The sequence below is a fragment of the Streptomyces griseus genome (genome assembly GCF_900460065.1).
GTDB lineage: Bacteria > Actinomycetota > Actinomycetes > Streptomycetales > Streptomycetaceae > Streptomyces > Streptomyces griseus.
In genome coordinates this window covers 38214-54781 of the sequence record NZ_UAVD01000012.1, presented here as the reverse complement: position 1 = coordinate 54781, position 16568 = coordinate 38214, and the positions used below count along the sequence as shown (strand labels likewise).

The following is a 16568-nucleotide window of genomic DNA, read 5'->3' as shown; positions in this document are numbered from 1 at the left end:
CGTGGCCAAGGTGACGCGGGACGATGTGGCGAGACTGGCGGGGACGTCGACCGCGGTCGTCAGCTACGTCATCAACAACGGACCCCGGCCGGTCGCCCCGGCCACGCGCGAGCGGGTGCTCGCCGCGATCAAGCAGTTGGGCTACCGGCCCGACCGGGTCGCCCAGGCCATGGCCTCGCGCCGCACGGACCTCATAGGAATGATCGTGCCGGACGCCCGGCAGCCGTTCTTCGCCGAGATGGCGCACGCGGTCGAACAGGCAGCCGCCGAGCGCGGGAAGATGGTGCTCGTCGGCAATTCCGACTACCGCGACGAGCGCGAGGTCCACTATCTGCGGGCCTTCCTCGGGATGCGCGTCTCCGGGCTGATCCTGGTCAGCCAGGGCCCCAGCGAGCGCGCCGCCGCCGAGATCGAGGCCTGGGACGCCCGGGTCGTCCTGCTGCACGAGCGCCCCGAGGCGATCGACGACGTCGCCGTCGTCACCGACGACGTGGGCGGCGCCCAGCTCGCCACCCGGCACCTGCTGGAGCACGGCAACGCGTACGTGGCCTGCCTCGGCGGCACGGAGGAGACCCCGGCGGTCGGCGACCCGGTCGCCGACCACGTCGAGGGCTGGCGACGGGCGATGCACGAGTCGGGCCGCTCCACGGAGGGCCGCCTCTTCCAGGCCCCGTACAACCGCTACGACGCCTATCAGGTGGCCCTCGGGCTGCTGTCCGGCCCGGACCGGCCGCCGGCGATCTTCTGCGCCACGGACGACCAGGCCTTCGGCGTGCTGCGGGCCGCCCGCGAGCTGCGCATCGACGTGCCGGGCGAGCTGGCGGTGGCGGGCTTCGACGACGTGAAGGAAGCCGGTCTCACCGATCCGCCGCTGACCACGGTCCACTCCGACCGCCCGGCGATGGCGCGGGCCGCGGTGGACCTGGTGCTGGACGACTCGCTGCGGGTCTCGGGGTCGCGGCGCGAACGGCTGAAGCAGTTCCCCTCCGCGCTGGTGGTCCGGCGCTCGTGCGGCTGCGGGTAGCCCCCCGCGTCCGCCTGACCGGCCGGCCGTCGACCCCCGGCCTTTACAGCGGGCATACGCGGTTCTTCCGGGCTTCTCAGGACGTACTCAGGCCCTTCTCATCTTCGCCGACCAGCCTGGTGGACATGACGGAGAACCTTCGCCCCAGCGGCGCGCACCCCACGGACCAGGACCCCACCGCGTACCCCTACGCCTCCTCTCCCGGTACGGCGGGCGCCGCCGGTACGGAGAGCTCCCCCGGTACGGCGTACTCCCCGGGCGCGGCGTACGAAGGCGCCCCGGGCGGTTACCCGCCCCCGCCCCCGTACGCCCCCGCCGGCCGGCGCCGGGCCAAGCGCCCGGTGGCTCTGCTCGCGGCGGTGGCGCTGGCCGCGGGCGTGGTCGGCGGCGGCGTCGCGACCCTCGTCGGCCAGCTGAACGACGGTGGCTCCGGAGCCACCGGTTCCGGCGGCGCGGTCAACGGCACCACCGTCTCGCAGTCCAGCAAGGGCACCGTCTCGGGCGTCGCGGAGGCGGTCTCGCCCGCGATCGTGGAGATCGGCGCGGCCTCGTCGGCGGGCAACTCCACCGGCTCGGGCGTGGTGATCACCGAGGACGGCGAGATCGTCACCAACAACCACGTCATCTCGGGCGCACAGCAGATCCAGGTCACCCTCTCCACCGGCAGGACCTACACGGCCGACGTCGTGGGCACCGACCCCGACAAGGATCTCGCGCTCATCAAGCTGCGCGGCGCGAGCGGGCTGAAGACGGCCGCGCTGGGCGACTCCTCGCAGGTCAAGGTGGGCGACGAGGTCGTGGCGATCGGCTCGCCGGAAGGTCTGACGGGCACGGTCACCAGCGGGATCATCTCCGCGCTGGACCGGGACGTCACCGTGGCGAAGGACGACTCCGGCAGCTCGGGTCAGGGGCAGGGACAGGGCCGGCAGGGCGGCGGTCAGCAGTGGCCGTTCGAGTTCGGCGGGCAGCAGTTCAACGGCGACACGGGCGAGGAGACGACCACGTACAAGGCGCTCCAGACCGACGCGTCGCTCAACCCCGGCAACTCCGGCGGTGCGCTGATCAACATGAACGGTGAGATCATCGGCATCAACTCCGCTATGTACGCGCCGAGTTCCTCGGCGGCGGGCAGCGGTTCCGCGGCGGGCAGCGTGGGTCTCGGCTTCGCGATCCCGGTGAACACCCTCAAGGCCGACCTGGACACCCTGCGCGCGGGCGACGGCTCCTGATCCCGCGCACCGCCCCGGCCGTGCGAGGCTGAGGCACCCCCCGCAGACGGGTCGACACGAGAAGAGGACCAGCAGCGATGAGCCCCGCCGAAGACGATCCCCAGCGCATCCTGATCGTCGACGACGAGCCGGCGGTGCGCGAGGCGCTCCAGCGCAGCCTCGCCTTCGAGGGATACGGGACACAGGTCGCGGTCGACGGCTACGACGCCCTGGCGATGGCCGAGGCCTACGACCCCGACCTCATCGTCCTGGACATCCAGATGCCCCGCATGGACGGCCTCACCGCCGCCCGCCGCATCCGCGCCACCGGCTCCACCACGCCCATCCTCATGCTCACCGCACGCGACACCGTCGGCGACCGGGTCACCGGGCTCGACGCGGGCGCCGACGACTACCTGGTCAAGCCGTTCGAGCTGGACGAGCTGTTCGCCCGCATCCGGGCCCTGCTGCGCCGCAGTTCGTACGCGGCCTCGGCGGCGGGCGCGGACGCCCCCGACGACGACGTCCTCTCCTTCGCCGACCTGCGGATGGACCTGGCGACCCGCGAGGTCACCCGGGGCGAACGGCGGGTCGAGCTGACCCGCACCGAGTTCACGCTGCTGGAGATGTTCCTGTCCCACCCCCGCCAGGTGCTCACCCGGGAGCAGATCCTCAAGGCCGTCTGGGGCTTCGACTTCGAGCCGAGCTCCAACTCCCTGGACGTGTATGTGATGTATCTGCGCCGCAAGACGGAGGCGGGCGGCGAGCCGCGCCTCGTCCACACCGTGCGCGGGGTGGGCTACGCGCTGCGCACGGGCGGGAGCGGGGAGGCGTGAGCAGTGCGGCGCCCGTGCGGAGCGGGCGGGAGCGCAAGGGCGGAAGCCCGGTGCGCCGGTTCCGGGCGCTGCCGCTGCGCTCCCGGCTCGCGATGCTGGTGGCGACGGCGGTGGCGGTGGCGGTCGCCGCGGTGGCCGCCGCCTGCTGGCTGACCACCCGGGACCGGCTGACCGAGCAGCTCGACACGACGCTGTCCCAGGTCAAGCCGAACGAGAACGCGATCAGGCTGCTGACGACGTCCTGCACGAGCGGGCTGCCCGGCGACCTCCAGGTGGTGACCGGCCCGTACACCATCCAGCTGGTGCCGGCCGTGGGCGCGAAGCCGTGCACGGTGCCGGGCAGGTCCGCCATCCCGATCGACACCACCGACCGGGCCGTCGCCGCCGGGCTGCGCGAGGACGCGACGCACACCACGAGGGCCGAGGACGGTACGGAGATGCGGGTCCACACCTCGCCCGCCGGTCCGGACCGGCCGGGCCTCGCGGTCTCCGTGGCCGTCCCCATGGCGCAGGTCACCGATCCGCTGAACCAGCTGGCCTGGGTGCTGCTCGCCGTCTCCGGCATCGGCGTCGTCGGGGCGGGCGCGGCGGGGCTGTGGATCGCGCGCGCCGGGCTCCGGCCGGTAGACGAGCTGACCGAGGCCGTCGAGCACGTGGCCCGTACCGAGGACCTGACCGTGCGCATCCCGGTGGACGGCGAGGACGAGATCGCCCGGCTCTCCAGTTCGTTCAACTCGATGGCCGCCCAGCTCGCCTCCTCCCGCGACCGCCAGGCACAGCTGATCGCCGACGCGGGCCACGAGCTGCGCACCCCGCTGACCTCGCTGCGGACGAACGTGGAGCTGCTGGCCCGCAGCGACGAGACGGGCCGGGTGATCCCGCCGGAGGACCGCAAGGCGCTGATGGCGTCGGTGAAGGCCCAGATGACGGAGCTGGCCGCGCTGATCGGCGACCTCCAGGAACTGGCCCGCCCCGACGCGGCCGAGCCCGGCCCGCTCCAGGTGGTGGCCCTGCACGAGGTGACCCGCACGGCCCTGCGCCGCGCCCGGCTGCGCGGCCCGGAGCTGACGGTCACGGAGGACCTGGCCCCCTGGTACGTCCGCGCGGAACCGGCGGCCCTGGAACGGGCGATCGTCAACGTCCTGGACAACGCGGTGAAGTTCAGCCCGCCGCGCGGCACGATCGACGTGCGGCTGCACCGGGGCGAGCTGACGGTCCGGGACCGGGGCCCCGGCATCCCCGCCGAGGATCTCCCGCACGTCTTCGAACGCTTCTGGCGCTCCCCCACCGCCCGTCAGCTCCCCGGCTCCGGCCTGGGCCTGTCCATCGTGGCCCGTACGGTGCACCAGGCGGGCGGCACGATCGCCCTGCGCCCGGCCCCGGACGACGGCCCCGGCACGGTGGCGACGCTCACGCTGCCGGGAGCGCCGACGCCGCCGCCGGGGTTGTGACGCCCGGCGGGGCGGCCGTCAGACGACGGCGGCGCTCTCGATCATCATGTGGTGGGCGGAGTGGGCCGGGTCGGCGACGACGCACCAGCGGCGGGTCTCGGTGCTGACCGTACAGGCGGTCTTCACGCCGGATTGTGCCGGATCAGTGACTCGACCAGGCCGGACCGCTGGTTCGGGTAGTCCAGGGGGACGATGCCGAGCCCCGTCCACCCGGCGGTCTCCGCGCGTTCCAGGAAGGAGTGCACCTGCGGGTTGAGGCGGTCGGCGTTCCAGCGGGGCGGCATCAGGGCGGCGGTGGAGACGTAGTTCATGAAGAACTTGCCCGGCTGCTGGGCCGCCTTGCGGAACTGGGCCTCGATCTTGGGGTACTTGGCGAACGGCTCCGCCATGTAGTCGTCCTGGATGTCGAAGAGGGCCTGGTCCCCGTACCGCACCCCGGGCAGCCCGCCGTTGTCCGCGAGCAGCACCACCTTGCCCCGGGCCCCGCCGAGGTCGGGAAGCGTGGCGTCGAGGCGGAACAGGGAGCGCCAGCCGCGTACGTCCAGGTAGTCGTCGAAGACCGCCCGGAACGCCGCGTCGCTCGCGGACGAGTGCTCCTGCTTGACCCGCATCAGCACGGTCTCGGTCGGCCGGGCCGCCAGGAAGTCCCGGCAGGCGATGAGGACGTCGCCGAACATCATGTTCTGGAACGAGGCCCCGTGGTGGATCGCGAACGAGCCGTCGATGAGCCGGCACCGTACGTCGAGGAAACGGATCCCGCTGGTCAACTGCTGGGCGATGGTGGTGTTCTGGCACTCCGACCAGGGTCCGCCGAACCGGGCCCCCGAGTCGTGCGTGCCCGGGATCGTGAGCTGCCGCAGCGCGGTGCCGTCGGGCAGGGCGGCCATCCAGTCCTGGGTGCCCCGGACCGCTCGGCCGGCCTCCCGGGTGGCGGCGACGGCGGGCGCCGCGCCGATGATCGCGGTGGCGGAGACGGCGAGGGCGCCGGCCAGGAAGCCCCGCCGGGAGGGCCGGGACAGGGGCGCGGGCGTACGGGTGGGGCCGGGACAGGACATACGGGTGCCTCCGAAGGCTGTGGGGGAGCCGGACCGGACCGGGACCCCGAATTCTGTCGGGTGCACGTCATGCAGGGAAGGGGGCGGCCCCACCCGGGACCCTCTTCCCTCTCTCGCGACCGCCCGCGCCCCGCATCCGCGCGGAAAGCGGGGGGAGCGATGACGGGAGTACCGGCGAGGACGTGACGGGGCTGCGGGAGAACGTCGCCGTGCCCTTCACGACCGGGGTTTTCGCAGGGAATCCTTCCCCGGCACTTCACCTTCTGCGAGCACTCCTCAAGGACGGTGGCCTCGGCGGGTAATGCGGCGCGACGGACCGTACTCCCGGAACCGGCGAAACGCTCGGTCTCCCGCCCGGAACTCCCCGTTCCACACCTGGTGGATATCGCACCGCACCTCGATTCCGACCCGCCGGCTCAACGGGTTCGCCCGCCGAGGACCCCGCGATCACCTGCGGTTCGCCGCCGGAACACCCCGGACGGGGTGAACAGGAAATGGCGGAACGATGGACTCATCTCCCCCGGCATCAGAATTCCCGAAGTGAAAGGAAAAAGCTTTGCCCGACGCCGTGAACGGCCTTTACTGTGTGGCCACTTGGTCGATCAGCTCGACCGGACTCCACCTGGCGCATTCATGACCCCACGCGTTTGATGAATCAGGGACGCCCTGTTCTGCCCGGGGGAGTTCATTACGACGAAACGCGAGGAATACCCGTGCGACGCATGACCTCCGCCCTTCTTTCCCTCGGCGCCCTGCTGTCCGCCTCCGTACTGGCCGCCCCCGCGGCCGGGGCCGCTCCGCAGAGCGACCGCCCGGCCGCCGTGCCCGCGGGGTGGGAGACGGTGGACGGAGCCGAACTGGCTCGGATCACCGGGAGCAGCGGGAGAACCCTGGCCCCGTCGTCCCGCGTCCCCGCCGACCGCAGGGCGGCGACCCAGGCGGACGAGTCCGGCACGTTCGCCCTCCAGTCGATCCGCAACGGCAGGTTCACCGCCACCGAGAAGAACTACGCGGCGCCCAACACCGGCGTGCTGCGGGCGCGTTCCGCGGCGGTGACCGGCGCATGGGAGGGCTTCGCCTTCGAATGGCACGAGGCGACCGGGACGTACGCGCTGAAGTCCCTGGCGAACAACCGCTATGTCGCGGTCGAGGGGAACTACACCGGCAACTCCCAGAACGTGCTGCGCGCCCGGTCGACCGCGGCGGGCACCTGGGAGCGGTTCACCCTCTACTACAACGAGGACCTGGACCGCTGGGCGCTCCAGTCCGCGCTGAACGGCCGTTTCGTCGCCATGGAGAACAGCTACACGGGGTCGCTCCAGTACGCGCTGCGCGCCCGGTCGGCCGAAGTCACCGGCTCGTGGGAGCAGTTCGCCCTGTTCGAGATCGGGAGCTGACCCCGCCACCCCGGAGCCGCCCTTCGCCCGTTCGGAGCATGTGCGGGCGGGGCGGGCGACGGACGGGCGACGGCCGGGGGCGGGACGGCGGTCAGGACACCCGCGTCGACCCCGACCGCGCCGGGGGGACGGGGCCGTCGGCCGGGAGGTACTGGAACAGCAGGAAGGCGGAGTCGTCGTCCAGCGGCCCTTCGGTGAACCGGGCGACGTCCTCCCGCAGGCGGTCGAGCGCCCGTTGCGCGTCGGGGTCCGACAGGGGCTCCCCGGCGCGTTCGAGGACCGGGTAGAACGTGCCGGACGGGTCGCGCGCCTCGGTCAGACCGTCGGTGTGGAAAAGAACCCGGTCCCCGACGTCGAGCGTGATCCGGCGACGGCCGGGACCGGCGTCCGTCAGCGCGCCGAGGCCGAGGGGAGGGCCCGGGCTCCCGGGTTCCGCGAGCTCCAGCAGGCCGTTGGACCGCCTGACCAGCGGGGCGGGGTGGCCGTAGTTGAGGATGTCGACGGACCCGTCGTCGGCGATCTCGGCGAGCACCGCCGTCACGAAGCGGTCGCCGTCGGTACGCCAGTTCAGTGACCGCTCGATCCGCCGGCCCACCTCGTCCAGCGCGCCGACGTAGGGCGCGCTCTCCCGGAACGCGGCGAGCACCACCGAGGTGGTGCGGACAGCGGGCAGCCCCTTGCCCTGGACGTCGGCCACGATGATCCGCAGCCCGCCGGCGGGCAGGGGCATGGCCTCGTAGAGATCGCCCCCGATGTGGGCCGACTCGATCGCGGAGACGTAACTGACCGCGAGTGCGCCGTTGCTCGTACGGGCGGGCACCGCGCCGAGCAGCACCTGTTGAACCGCGTCGGCGACGGCTCGGACGCTGGTGAGTTCGTCCTCGGCGCGCAACCGGGCCGAGGCCACGAACCAGGCGGCGACCGTGAGGACGACGACGCAGACGACGGCGACCGAGAAGCGGATCGAGTCGATGCGCCCGTTGAAGGTGGCCGTCGCCGCGCACAGCACGAGGGCGACGACGGCGACGTGGACCACGCGGCGCCTGGGTCCGGCCGCCGCCGCGAGGGCGGGCCCGACCGCGAAGACCGGCATCAGCCCGTAGTCCTCCCCGGTGACGCGGTCCGCCACGATGACCGCGCCCATGGCCGCCCACGGCAGCCAGCGGTTGAGGCCGACGACGGCCGCACCGGGATTCCTCACGACGTCGCCCCTTCCCGGCGCTCGCGGCCCGCGGGGGGCACGCCTCCCGCTCACCGCACAGGTCCGTACGCACGGCATCGGACGAGGGCCGGTGTCAGGCGCGGTGGCGCCCCCGGCCGACTTTCACCGTACCCCTGTGACGTGCGTCGAGGCCCGGCCGTAGGCCCATCCGGCCCCCGGCCCGGCAACAGGCACCCGGCGTCCGGCACCGAGCCGAGGCCATCGGCCCGTCAGGCGCCACCGGCGAGCAGGCCGACCCCCGGTCCGGTCAGCTCCGCGACCGCCTGCCGGCGCCCGGACACGGCCAGGAGCAGGGACAGCACGGGGCCCGTCGCGTCCGGCCCCTCCCCGATCGACAGATCGGCGTCGGTCGCCGTGAGCCGTACGGTCGCCACCGTCTCCTTCGCACCCCCGAACGACTCCGGCGTCCGCGCCTGGAGCCGCAGGGCCCGGACCACCGCCTCCAGCGGGTAGGAACGGACCAGGCCCACGGCCCGGCGGATGTCCTCGCCGTGGACGACCTCCTCGACCAGCCGGGTGTCGAGCGGGGCCGGCGGTGCCGTCGTCCGGGACGCCACGCGGCGCAGGCGCTCCAGCGTCTCCTGCGGCGAGGCCCCGCGCTCGCGCTCCACCCCGCGCGCGTTCTGGAGGTCGAAGTCGAAGCGCGCCCGCGCCAGGCCGACGACGAAGCCGATACGGGTCGTGAGGGCGGTGTCGACCAGATGGGCGGCCACATCGTGCACCGTCCACCCGGCGCAGAGCGACGGCGTCTCCCACTGACCGGGCTCCAGCCGCGCGAGGTCCTCGATCAGCGCGGCACGCTCGGCGTGCACCATGCGCCAGATCCCGCGCTTCGCCTCGATCTTCACGGCTGCCTCCACTCGGACCAGGTGAACCCGTCTGCCGTATGAGACCCCGGGCACCGCCGAAACTCATCGCACCCGGGCCCGCCGGAAAAGGATCAAGAAAGGTGATCTTGTCCCCTTGTGTCATGACTTCGTAACAGCGCGCCGTCGGCACAACTCCACCGCGTCACGGCCTGTCCGACAAGACGTGACCCACACCACTGCGAGGAGTGGGGATCCGGGCGCCCGACCAGGCGTCACGCAACGACCGCACGAGAAACCGGGGAACGACATGACCATCATCCGACGCGCAACAGCCATCGGCGCCACCGTCACCGCCACCGCCTGCGCCGCGCTCGCCCTGGCCCCGGCCGCCGCCGCCGCGCCGAAGGCCGCGGCGCCCAAGGCCGCCGCGGCGCAGTACAACGGCGCATGCGGCAGCGGCTACTCCGTGGTGAACTCCGCGCAGATCGGCACCAAGGGCACGGTATTCCTCACGTACAACTCCGCCACCGGCAAGAACTGCGTGGTGACCGTCCGCACCACGCCCGGAAAGGCCGTGCACATGACGGCCTCGCTCGGTTTCGCCTCGCCCACCACGACGGTGACGGACACGGGGTACTTCACCACGTACGCCGGGCCGGTCTACCTCGACGCACGCGGCCTGTGCGTGACGTGGCGCGGCGAGATCTCCGGCGAGGTGGCGGGCAAGAACGGCACCAACTGCGGCACGCTGGCGGCCGACCGGCACTGAGCCCGCGCTGAACGTGCGGGGTCACCGGCGCGGGGCCCCGCACACGCAGCACCCCGGAGGCAGGACGGGCAGCAGGTGCCGGGCCGCCACGGCGAACGCGAGGTACGGGCGTACGGTCCACTCCGTCCAACGGTCCCCGTGCCCCAGCGAGAACCCGCAGGTCCGCCCCCGGTGCAGGGCGGCGATCGCCCGCACCCGGCCGCCTCCGTCGATCGGCTCACGGGCCTCCCGGCGCGCGTCGGGAGACAGGTCCTCCACGAGGGCCCGCGCCTCCGCCTGGAACAGCCGGACCGCCTCGGTCGCGGTGGACACGGAGTACCGCACGAAGGTGTCGGGGGCGCTGCCGCGCAACAAGGGGTACGTGGAGCGCTCGCACCAGTAGGCGTGAAGCGCGGAGCCTTCGGGGCGCGTCGGGTCGGGATCGGGGTCGCACATGGCAAGGGCCTCCTGACGTGACACCAGGAACGCCCCCGCCCACGGCCGGCGTGACGAGCTGCGGGAAGGGGCGCCCTGGATCGCTACTCCCCCAACGGGCGCAGACAGAGGGGGAGTTGACCGCGCACACAGGTGCGGCGGCACAGCAGGAAGCTAGCTAGCGCGTGATGCGTGCCCGTATCAAGTGTTTGACGTCTAACGAGTGATGCCGCTTTAACAAACAGGTGATACGCGTGAGCGGTCCCCACCTGCGCCGGTGGAGACCGCTCACGACCTATCACGCGCACTCAGGCCAAGTCGTCGAACTCGCCCTCCTTCGCACCGCCCAGGAACGCCCGGAGCTTGGCGCGCGTCGTACGGACGACCACGTCGGGGTTGTCGCTCTCACGCAGCAGGATCTCGCCGTCGCACTCGGCCAGCTCCAGGCAGTTGTTGCCTTCGGCCCCCGACGACTTCGAGGACTTGCGCCACTGAATATCCACGTACCTCACGCCTTCACACTTGTTGCGCGACCTCACGGATGAAGTCTCTCGACTTCCGCGGATCGAGGGACAGATCCTCGACCCGATCCATGGCCGCCCGATAGTTCCTCAGACGCGTCTCGGCGTCCAGGAAAGCGGGCCCGGTTGCCGTATCCGTCTGCACGGTATCCAGCTGGGGAACCGGACCGTAGACATAGTGCGTCGAACTTCCCGTTTCCGGAAAGCCGCCGGCGGCGAAGGGGACCACCCGGATGGTCACGTTGTCCCGCTCCGATTCGCGTAGCAAATGCGCCAACTGGCCGCGCGCGACGCCCGAGTCACCGTAGGTCATCCGCAGGGCCGCCTCATGGATGAGGAATGTGCAGTTCGGCGGGTTCTCCCGATCGAGAACATCGCGACGCTTGAGCCGATGGGAGAGCAGCCGCCTCCTGCGGGCCGGGGGCAGTTCCGGCACCGCCTCCGCGAAGACGGCTCGCGCGTAGTCCTCGTTCTGGAGCAGCCCCGGCATATACATGATCAGCACGGCTCGGATACCGACAGCATGGTGCTCAAGTTCGGCCAGGTCGAGCGATCCGCTGGTCAGGTCCTCTCGGTAGTCCTCCCACCAGCCCCGCCCCCGCTCCTCGGCCATGGCGGCAAGCGCCTCCACGTAAGCGTCATCGGGACACGCGTAGCCGCCCGCCCAGGCGCGCACCCGCTCACCGCTGACCCCGAAGCGTCCGGACTCCGTGTTGCTGATGGCCGTGCGGTCCGTACTGAGCAGCGTGGCGGCCTCGGCCAGGGCCAGACCCGCGTGCTGTCGCATCTTGCGCAGTTCCGTACCCACGCGGCACTGCCGTGCCGTGGGCGCCTTCCTCGGCGGCATCGACGATCTCCTCTGGTCGGCTCACAGTCTGGCTGGCGCTCCCACGGTAATCCATTCGGTCACTAATTTTTCCGGTGAGGTAGCACAAGTGATACGACCCGCTAGGGTCATCTCAGCACCGCGCTCCACCTCGGAACCCCCGAAGTGCAGCCGCATCGCCACGGGCCGGGCGCGGCGCACCCGTTCACCGCACCGGACCACATGGGGAGACCGACAATGACCGCTGCAACCCCAACTTCCGTACAACCGAACCCACTCGGCGGCGAGGCCTACCGGCTCACCCTGCCGAACACCGCGAGCGCCCCGCGCATCGCGCGGGACTTCGTCACCTCACTGTTGGAGGTCAGCCGGCACCTCGGACTGGTCGACGACGCCCGGATCTGTGTGACCGAACTGGTCACCAACGCCCACCGCCACACCGGTACACGCCTGATCCGGGTCCACGCGGCCGTCAACCGGAAGCGGGTCACCGTCACCGTCGCGGATGAAGGCAGCCCGCTCGCCGGTGCGCTCGGCGCACTGCGGGCAGGCCCGGAGGCGGAGGACGGGCGGGGGCTCGCCCTGGTGGAGAGTCTGGCGCTGGCCTGGGGGACGCGCGGCGGCGACCATCGGCGCCCCGGGCGCAAGGCCGTCTGGTTCACGCTGGGGCGACCGGAGCCGACGCGGTGAGCGTCACTCCGTGGAGCTTCGCGGTGGCGGCCGTTGTTCTCGGCGCGCTCGCCGCCGGGATCGCCCTCGCACCCGGGCCCACCGCGAGGGAAGCACCACCGATGGACTCCGTACCGCCCACCCGGCCCCCCGCTCCGGGCGGCCGGCCGTAGGAGTACAGAACGATGTGCTCCGCCCGCGCCCGCCGGGCGGAGCACCCGGGCACGGACAGCACGGCCGCATGGCTTTCGTCACAGCGAAAAGGCGGATTCCGAGAGCAACTGCACGCTTTGGTGACTTCTGTCCGCTCCGGGGGACGCCGCCCCGCCCCCGGAGCGGAAATAATCCCCCGGCGCCCTCACAGGATCCCCATACCATCGGCACAGGTAGCCCGCGTGATCGTTCCGCCGTGGCAGCCGTCCCCAGCCTGTTCTCGCCGTTCGGACCCGACCCAAGGGATCATGTGAAGATTCGCCGCGCTCTCGCCACCGCTGTCGCCGCCGCCGTGACCGCCCCCGTCGTGCTGCTCTCCGTCACCCCCGCGTTCGCGGACGCCAAGCCGGTGGCGCAGACGCAGAACAAGTCGAGCAAGCCGACCATCAAGGAACTGGAGGCAGCCGCCGCCGCGGCGCAGAAGGCGTACGAAGAGGCCGTCAAGGCGCGCGACGAGGCCCAGGCCACGGTGCGGAAGGCCCTTCAGGAACTGTCCGAGGACAGCCACCCCCTCGTGGCCGCCGCCAACGCCGCCAAGGCCGCCGCGAAGGACGCCGCCGACGCGAAGGACGCCGCCGACAAGGCGGTGGCCGAGGCGAAGAAGGTCATCGCCGAGCTGCCCGCGGACGCCTCCGAGGAGCAGAAGACCGCCGCGGCGACCGCGCTCTCCGAGGCCGAGGCGACCGCGACCGCGGCTGCCACCGCCAAGACCGCCGCCGACACCAAGGCCGAGGAAGCCCGCGAGGCGGTCACGGACGCGCGGATCGAGGCCGCTCGCGCCGCCGGCGCGGCCGACAAGGCCCTTGAGGACGCGCTCGCCGCGAAGATCGCCGCCGACGCGGCGCTGGCCAAGGCCATCAAGGAGGCGGAGGAGGAGGAAGAGGGCGAGGACTGCGTGCCCGGGGACGACCTCACCGCCGTCGTCACCGGCCTGCCGAACGAGCTCGTCGCCGGCAAGACCACCGACTTCACCCTCCGGATGACCAACGACTCCGACCGGCAGATGGAGGAGGTCATCGCCTACGTCGGAGTCCACGCGACCGACCGGTCCGGTCTCAAGGACACGGGCAAGTTCTTCCGCCTCCAGTGGTCCTCCGAGGCCTCCCCCACGTGGAAGAACGTCAAGGACGACTACATCGACACCATCGGCGCACTGAAGGCCCACACCCGGACCGACCTGAAGATGCGCCTCACCCTCGACAAGGCCACCCCGGCGGGCAACGGTGTCGCCTTCGTCGCGGCCGACTTCTACAACGAGGACGGCTCCTGCGGCGGGACGCCCGGCGCGGACATGTACGAGTTCGACGTCAAGGCCGCCGGCAGCAAGCCCGGCAAGACCGAGGACGCCAAGCCCAAGCCCGCCACGACCACGAAGCCCGGCTCCGGCCACCAGCCGCAGGGCTCGACGTCGGGCACCCCGGCGAAGACCGGCACGGACGGCAGCCTCGCCGCCACCGGTTCGTCCTCCGCCACCACCTCGATCGCCCTCGCGGGCGGTGCGGCCGTGCTGCTCGGCGCGGCGGCGGTGTTCGTGGTGCGTCGCCGGAAGACCGGTTCCGACGCCTGACGGTAACGCGGGGAACGTGTGTCGAGGGGGCGGTGGGCCGATGCGGCCCGCCGCCCCCTTCGCGCTGCGCGTTCAGCCCGTGGGGGAGGTCCGGAACCTGCGCCGGTACTCCGTCGGCGTCGCGTCCAGCCGTCGCCGGAAGGCGCGTACCAGGGTGTCCACCGTGCCGAAACCGCAGACGGACGCGATGCGTTCGAGCGTGGCGTCGGAGGACTCCAGCTCGTTGCGCGCCTTCTCGACCCGGACGGACTCGATGTAGGCGTGCGGGGTCGTGTTCAGCTCGGTCCTGAAGATCCGGGTGAGGTGGCGGTCGCTGACGTGCGCGTGGGCCGCGAGGTCGGCGACGGTGAGCCGGCGGCCGAGGTGGCGCAGGATGTGGTGGCGGAGGTCCTCGATGCGTCGCGTCGCCGAGATCTGCTCCAGCGGAACGCTGAACTGGCTCTGCCCGCTCGGCCGCTTCAGGTACATCACGAGCTGACGGGCCACCCGCAGGGCGACGGCCTCGCCGAGATCGTCGGCGACGAGGGCGAGGGACAGGTCGAGGCAGGCGCTGATCCCGGCCCCGGTCCAGACGTCGCCCTCGCGGATGAAGATCGGGTCGGCGTCGACGTCGATCTCCGGGTGCGCGGCGGCCAGTTGCGGTGCGGTCGACCAGTGGGTGGTGGCCCGCCTGCCGTCGAGCAGTCCGGCGGCGGCCAGCAGATGCGCCCCGACGCAGACGGAGGCCACCCGCCGGCTCCGCCCGGCGAGCTCCTTCACCCGCTCCACCAGCACGGGGTCGACGAGGGCGTGCACCCGCCGATCGCCGTCGACCTCCACCGAGCCGGGCACGACGAGGGTGTCGATGCTCCGCCGGGCGGCCTCGTCGAAGGTGAGGTCGGGGAGGACCCGGACCCCCGCGCCGGTGGTCACGGGGTCCAGGGAATCGGCGGCCAGGACGACCTCGTAGCCGTCCGCGTCCTCGGCCTCGCGCCGGGCGAGCGAGAAGACCTCCGGCGGACCGGTGACGTCGAGCAGATCGACTCCCTCGAAGAGGACGATGACGACGAGTCGTCCGACGGTGCCCATGCCCCCGACCTCCCTGATCAGCCGTACGTCCGGTGGCGGTCGCCGCCGACAGCGCGACGGCGCATGTCGGTATCTGCATGTTAGACGTCATTGCGGACATCATCGGCCGGGCCTAGCGTCGGGAACAGCTCGCCGGACGAGCGCATCCCTCCCCGACGTACGAACCCGAGGCGGTACACCCATGTCCCGAACCACCCTGCGCGAACTCAACGGCTTCGACGCGGCCCCGGCCGCGCTCGCGGGCTCCACGCTGATCCTGGTCGACTACCAGAACACCTACACCCGCGGTGTGATGGAACTCGACGGCTGGCGGGAGTCGCTGGACTCCGGCGCGCGCCTGCTGGCCCGGGCCCGCGCGGCGGGGACCGGCGTCGTCCACGTCATCAACGACGGCGGCGAGGGGACCCCGTACGACATCCGGGCCGAGATCGGGCGGATCCACCCGGCGCTCGCCCCGGTCGCGGGCGAGCCGGTCGTCGTCAAGACGGCTCCGGACGCGTTCCACGGCACCGACCTGGGCGATCACGTACCGGAGGGTGGGGACGTGATCGTCGCGGGCTGGATGACGCACATGTGCGTGGCGTTCACGGCCCAGGGCGCGTTCCTGCGCGGCAACCGCCCCACGGTCGTCGCCGACGCCTGCGCGACCCGGTCCCTGCCGGTCGGCGGAACCGACCTCGACGCCCGCCAGGTGCATGACGCCGCGCTGGCCACCGTCGGCGACCTGTACGGGGTGGTCGTCCCGACGCAGGAGTCCCTGAAGTAGCGGCCCCGGAGGCCCGGGAGAGCCGGCAGCGGCGAGCGGAGGCCCCGGAAGGCGTGCCACCGGACGGAAGTCCGGCAGGGGTGCCCCCGGCGGGACCGCTGACGGCGGCCCGGGCCGGAAATCCAGGCGCGCCCCCTCCGTACCGCGTGATACACCTCCCTGCCATGACCGACCTGGTGACGCCATGACCGACCTGGTGACCGAACGGCTCGTCCTGCACCCGATATCCGTGGAAGAGGCCGAACGGATGGTCACGGGCAGGCCGGACGCCGAAACGTCCTGGGAGCCCGGATTCCCGACCGCGGACGACGTGTCCGTGGCCAGGCGCTTCCTGGAACGCTGCTCGGTCACGGGCGATCCCCGGCCGTTCGGCCCGTACGCGATCCGCCGCCGCTCGGACCGACGGGTGATCGGCGGCGTGGACTTCCACAGCCCCCCGGACGAACACGGCCACGTGACGATCGGCTACGGCATCGTCCCGTCCGCCCGGGGAAAGGGCTACGCCTCCGAAGCCCTCCGTGGCCTCCTGTCGTTCGCCCGGGCCGGCGGCGTCGTCTCGGTGAAGGGCGACGCCGACCACGACAACATCGCGTCCCAGCACGTGATGACGGCGGCGGGCATGCTTCCGGTCGGGGAGGACGCACGCGTCAGGTACTTCGCCGTCACGTGGGCCGGTACGGCGACGTGACCCCGGCCCGCGGCGGGGCGGACCGCTCGGACGGGTCGGTCCGGCCTCCCGCACGGGTGGCGACG

General features: G+C 72.2%; 18 protein-coding genes. 11 read left to right on the top strand and 7 right to left on the bottom strand.

The window, feature by feature from the left end:
- Window position 1 precedes the first annotated feature (1 nt).
- The 4 genes from DTB53_RS07110 to DTB53_RS07095 all read left to right on the top strand — a co-directional run bounded on the left by DTB53_RS07110 (window position 2) and on the right by DTB53_RS07095 (window position 4519).
- Complete coding sequence (locus DTB53_RS07110) at window positions 2-1024, top strand: LacI family DNA-binding transcriptional regulator (RefSeq protein ID WP_012380268.1); 1023 nt, start codon at window positions 2-4, stop codon at window positions 1022-1024.
- A 125-nt stretch (window positions 1025-1149) separates the two neighbouring features.
- A complete protein-coding gene (locus DTB53_RS07105) occupies window positions 1150-2253 on the top strand; it encodes a S1C family serine protease (RefSeq protein WP_012380267.1) in 1104 nt (367 codons plus the stop codon).
- Window positions 2254-2330: 77 nt separating this feature from the next.
- Entirely contained in the window at window positions 2331-3068 is a 738-nt protein-coding gene (locus DTB53_RS07100) for a response regulator transcription factor (protein WP_012380266.1), read from the top strand.
- On the top strand, window positions 3065-4519 hold the full coding sequence (locus DTB53_RS07095; protein WP_003968125.1) for a HAMP domain-containing sensor histidine kinase: 1455 nt from the start codon (window positions 3065-3067) through the stop codon (window positions 4517-4519). Before DTB53_RS07100 ends, DTB53_RS07095 begins: the two co-directional genes overlap by 4 nt.
- 122 nt (window positions 4520-4641) lie before the next feature.
- Here the strand turns inward: DTB53_RS07095 and DTB53_RS07085 are convergent, their stop codons facing one another.
- Window positions 4642-5574 (bottom strand): phosphatidylinositol-specific phospholipase C, encoded by a 933-nt coding sequence (locus tag DTB53_RS07085; RefSeq protein ID WP_012380265.1) that lies wholly within the window; start codon window positions 5572-5574, stop codon window positions 4642-4644.
- Window positions 5575-6296: 722 nt separating this feature from the next.
- On the opposite strand from DTB53_RS07085, the gene DTB53_RS07080 reads away from it, so the two are divergent.
- On the top strand, window positions 6297-6971 hold the full coding sequence (locus DTB53_RS07080; protein WP_042496814.1) for a fascin domain-containing protein: 675 nt from the start codon (window positions 6297-6299) through the stop codon (window positions 6969-6971).
- Window positions 6972-7062: 91 nt separating this feature from the next.
- Here the strand turns inward: DTB53_RS07080 and DTB53_RS07075 are convergent, their stop codons facing one another.
- Both DTB53_RS07075 and DTB53_RS07070 read right to left on the bottom strand, forming a co-directional pair.
- Window positions 7063-8172 carry a PP2C family protein-serine/threonine phosphatase gene (locus DTB53_RS07075; protein ID WP_042496812.1) on the bottom strand — a complete coding sequence of 370 codons (1110 nt, stop codon included), beginning with the start codon at window positions 8170-8172 and terminating at the stop codon, window positions 7063-7065.
- Window positions 8173-8402: 230 nt separating this feature from the next.
- Entirely contained in the window at window positions 8403-9041 is a 639-nt protein-coding gene (locus DTB53_RS07070) for a maleylpyruvate isomerase family mycothiol-dependent enzyme (RefSeq protein WP_106431708.1), read from the bottom strand.
- Window positions 9042-9309: 268 nt separating this feature from the next.
- On the opposite strand from DTB53_RS07070, the gene DTB53_RS07065 reads away from it, so the two are divergent.
- Entirely contained in the window at window positions 9310-9771 is a 462-nt protein-coding gene (locus tag DTB53_RS07065) for a hypothetical protein (RefSeq protein ID WP_012380261.1), read from the top strand.
- A gap of 21 nt (window positions 9772-9792) precedes the next feature.
- On the opposite strand, the gene DTB53_RS07060 is transcribed toward DTB53_RS07065, so the two are convergent.
- The 3 genes from DTB53_RS07060 to DTB53_RS07050 form a co-directional block, all read right to left on the bottom strand.
- Window positions 9793-10206, bottom strand: a complete 414-nt coding sequence (locus DTB53_RS07060) for a hypothetical protein (RefSeq protein WP_012380260.1) — start codon at window positions 10204-10206, stop codon at window positions 9793-9795.
- A 287-nt stretch (window positions 10207-10493) separates the two neighbouring features.
- Entirely contained in the window at window positions 10494-10688 is a 195-nt protein-coding gene (locus tag DTB53_RS07055) for a DUF397 domain-containing protein (protein ID WP_042496810.1), read from the bottom strand.
- A 13-nt stretch (window positions 10689-10701) separates the two neighbouring features.
- Window positions 10702-11553, bottom strand: a complete 852-nt coding sequence (locus DTB53_RS07050; RefSeq protein WP_012380258.1) for a DUF5753 domain-containing protein — start codon at window positions 11551-11553, stop codon at window positions 10702-10704.
- A 216-nt stretch (window positions 11554-11769) separates the two neighbouring features.
- Between DTB53_RS07050 and DTB53_RS07045 the strand changes: the two genes are divergently transcribed.
- The 3 genes from DTB53_RS07045 (at window position 11770) to DTB53_RS07040 (ending at window position 13981) form a co-directional block, all read left to right on the top strand.
- The gene (locus DTB53_RS07045; protein WP_012380257.1) at window positions 11770-12222 is read left to right on the top strand and encodes an ATP-binding protein; all 453 of its coding nucleotides are present in this window, start codon (window positions 11770-11772) and stop codon (window positions 12220-12222) included.
- Window positions 12219-12374, top strand: a complete 156-nt coding sequence (locus tag DTB53_RS36800; RefSeq protein WP_172595248.1) for a hypothetical protein — start codon at window positions 12219-12221, stop codon at window positions 12372-12374. The genes DTB53_RS07045 and DTB53_RS36800 overlap by 4 nt, the downstream gene beginning before the upstream one ends.
- A 290-nt stretch (window positions 12375-12664) precedes the next feature.
- Entirely contained in the window at window positions 12665-13981 is a 1317-nt protein-coding gene (locus tag DTB53_RS07040; protein ID WP_069455799.1) for an LAETG motif-containing sortase-dependent surface protein, read from the top strand.
- Between the two features lie 72 nt (window positions 13982-14053).
- Here DTB53_RS07040 and DTB53_RS07035 read toward each other — a convergent pair whose 3' ends face one another.
- Window positions 14054-15049: a GlxA family transcriptional regulator gene (locus tag DTB53_RS07035; protein WP_012380254.1), complete on the bottom strand. Its 996-nt coding sequence runs from the start codon at window positions 15047-15049 to the stop codon at window positions 14054-14056.
- 181 nt (window positions 15050-15230) lie between these two features.
- Here DTB53_RS07035 and DTB53_RS07030 point away from each other — a divergent pair, with 181 nt between their 5' ends.
- On the top strand, window positions 15231-15815 hold the full coding sequence (locus DTB53_RS07030; RefSeq protein WP_012380253.1) for an isochorismatase family protein: 585 nt from the start codon (window positions 15231-15233) through the stop codon (window positions 15813-15815).
- A gap of 184 nt (window positions 15816-15999) precedes the next feature.
- Window positions 16000-16503 carry a GNAT family N-acetyltransferase gene (locus tag DTB53_RS07025; RefSeq protein ID WP_042496807.1) on the top strand — a complete coding sequence of 168 codons (504 nt, stop codon included), beginning with the start codon at window positions 16000-16002 and terminating at the stop codon, window positions 16501-16503.
- The last annotated feature ends 65 nt before the right edge of the window (window positions 16504-16568 follow it).

Bases quoted from the DNA above. Each gene is read 5' to 3' on its own strand.
- DTB53_RS07105 (WP_012380267.1), top strand. From the start codon at position 1,150: ATGACGGAGAACCTTCGCCCCAGCGGCGCGCACCCCACGGACCAGGAC.
- DTB53_RS07100 (WP_012380266.1), top strand. From the start codon at position 2,331: ATGAGCCCCGCCGAAGACGATCCCCAGCGCATCCTGATCGTCGACGAC.
- DTB53_RS07085 (WP_012380265.1), bottom strand. From the start codon at position 5,574: ATGTCCTGTCCCGGCCCCACCCGTACGCCCGCGCCCCTGTCCCGGCCC.
- DTB53_RS07080 (WP_042496814.1), top strand. From the start codon at position 6,297: ATGACCTCCGCCCTTCTTTCCCTCGGCGCCCTGCTGTCCGCCTCCGTA.
- DTB53_RS07065 (WP_012380261.1), top strand. From the start codon at position 9,310: ATGACCATCATCCGACGCGCAACAGCCATCGGCGCCACCGTCACCGCC.
- DTB53_RS07060 (WP_012380260.1), bottom strand. From the start codon at position 10,206: ATGTGCGACCCCGATCCCGACCCGACGCGCCCCGAAGGCTCCGCGCTT.
- DTB53_RS07050 (WP_012380258.1), bottom strand. From the start codon at position 11,553: ATGCCGCCGAGGAAGGCGCCCACGGCACGGCAGTGCCGCGTGGGTACG.
- DTB53_RS07045 (WP_012380257.1), top strand. From the start codon at position 11,770: ATGACCGCTGCAACCCCAACTTCCGTACAACCGAACCCACTCGGCGGC.
- DTB53_RS07035 (WP_012380254.1), bottom strand. From the start codon at position 15,049: ATGGGCACCGTCGGACGACTCGTCGTCATCGTCCTCTTCGAGGGAGTC.
- DTB53_RS07030 (WP_012380253.1), top strand. From the start codon at position 15,231: ATGTCCCGAACCACCCTGCGCGAACTCAACGGCTTCGACGCGGCCCCG.
- DTB53_RS07025 (WP_042496807.1), top strand. From the start codon at position 16,000: ATGACCGACCTGGTGACCGAACGGCTCGTCCTGCACCCGATATCCGTG.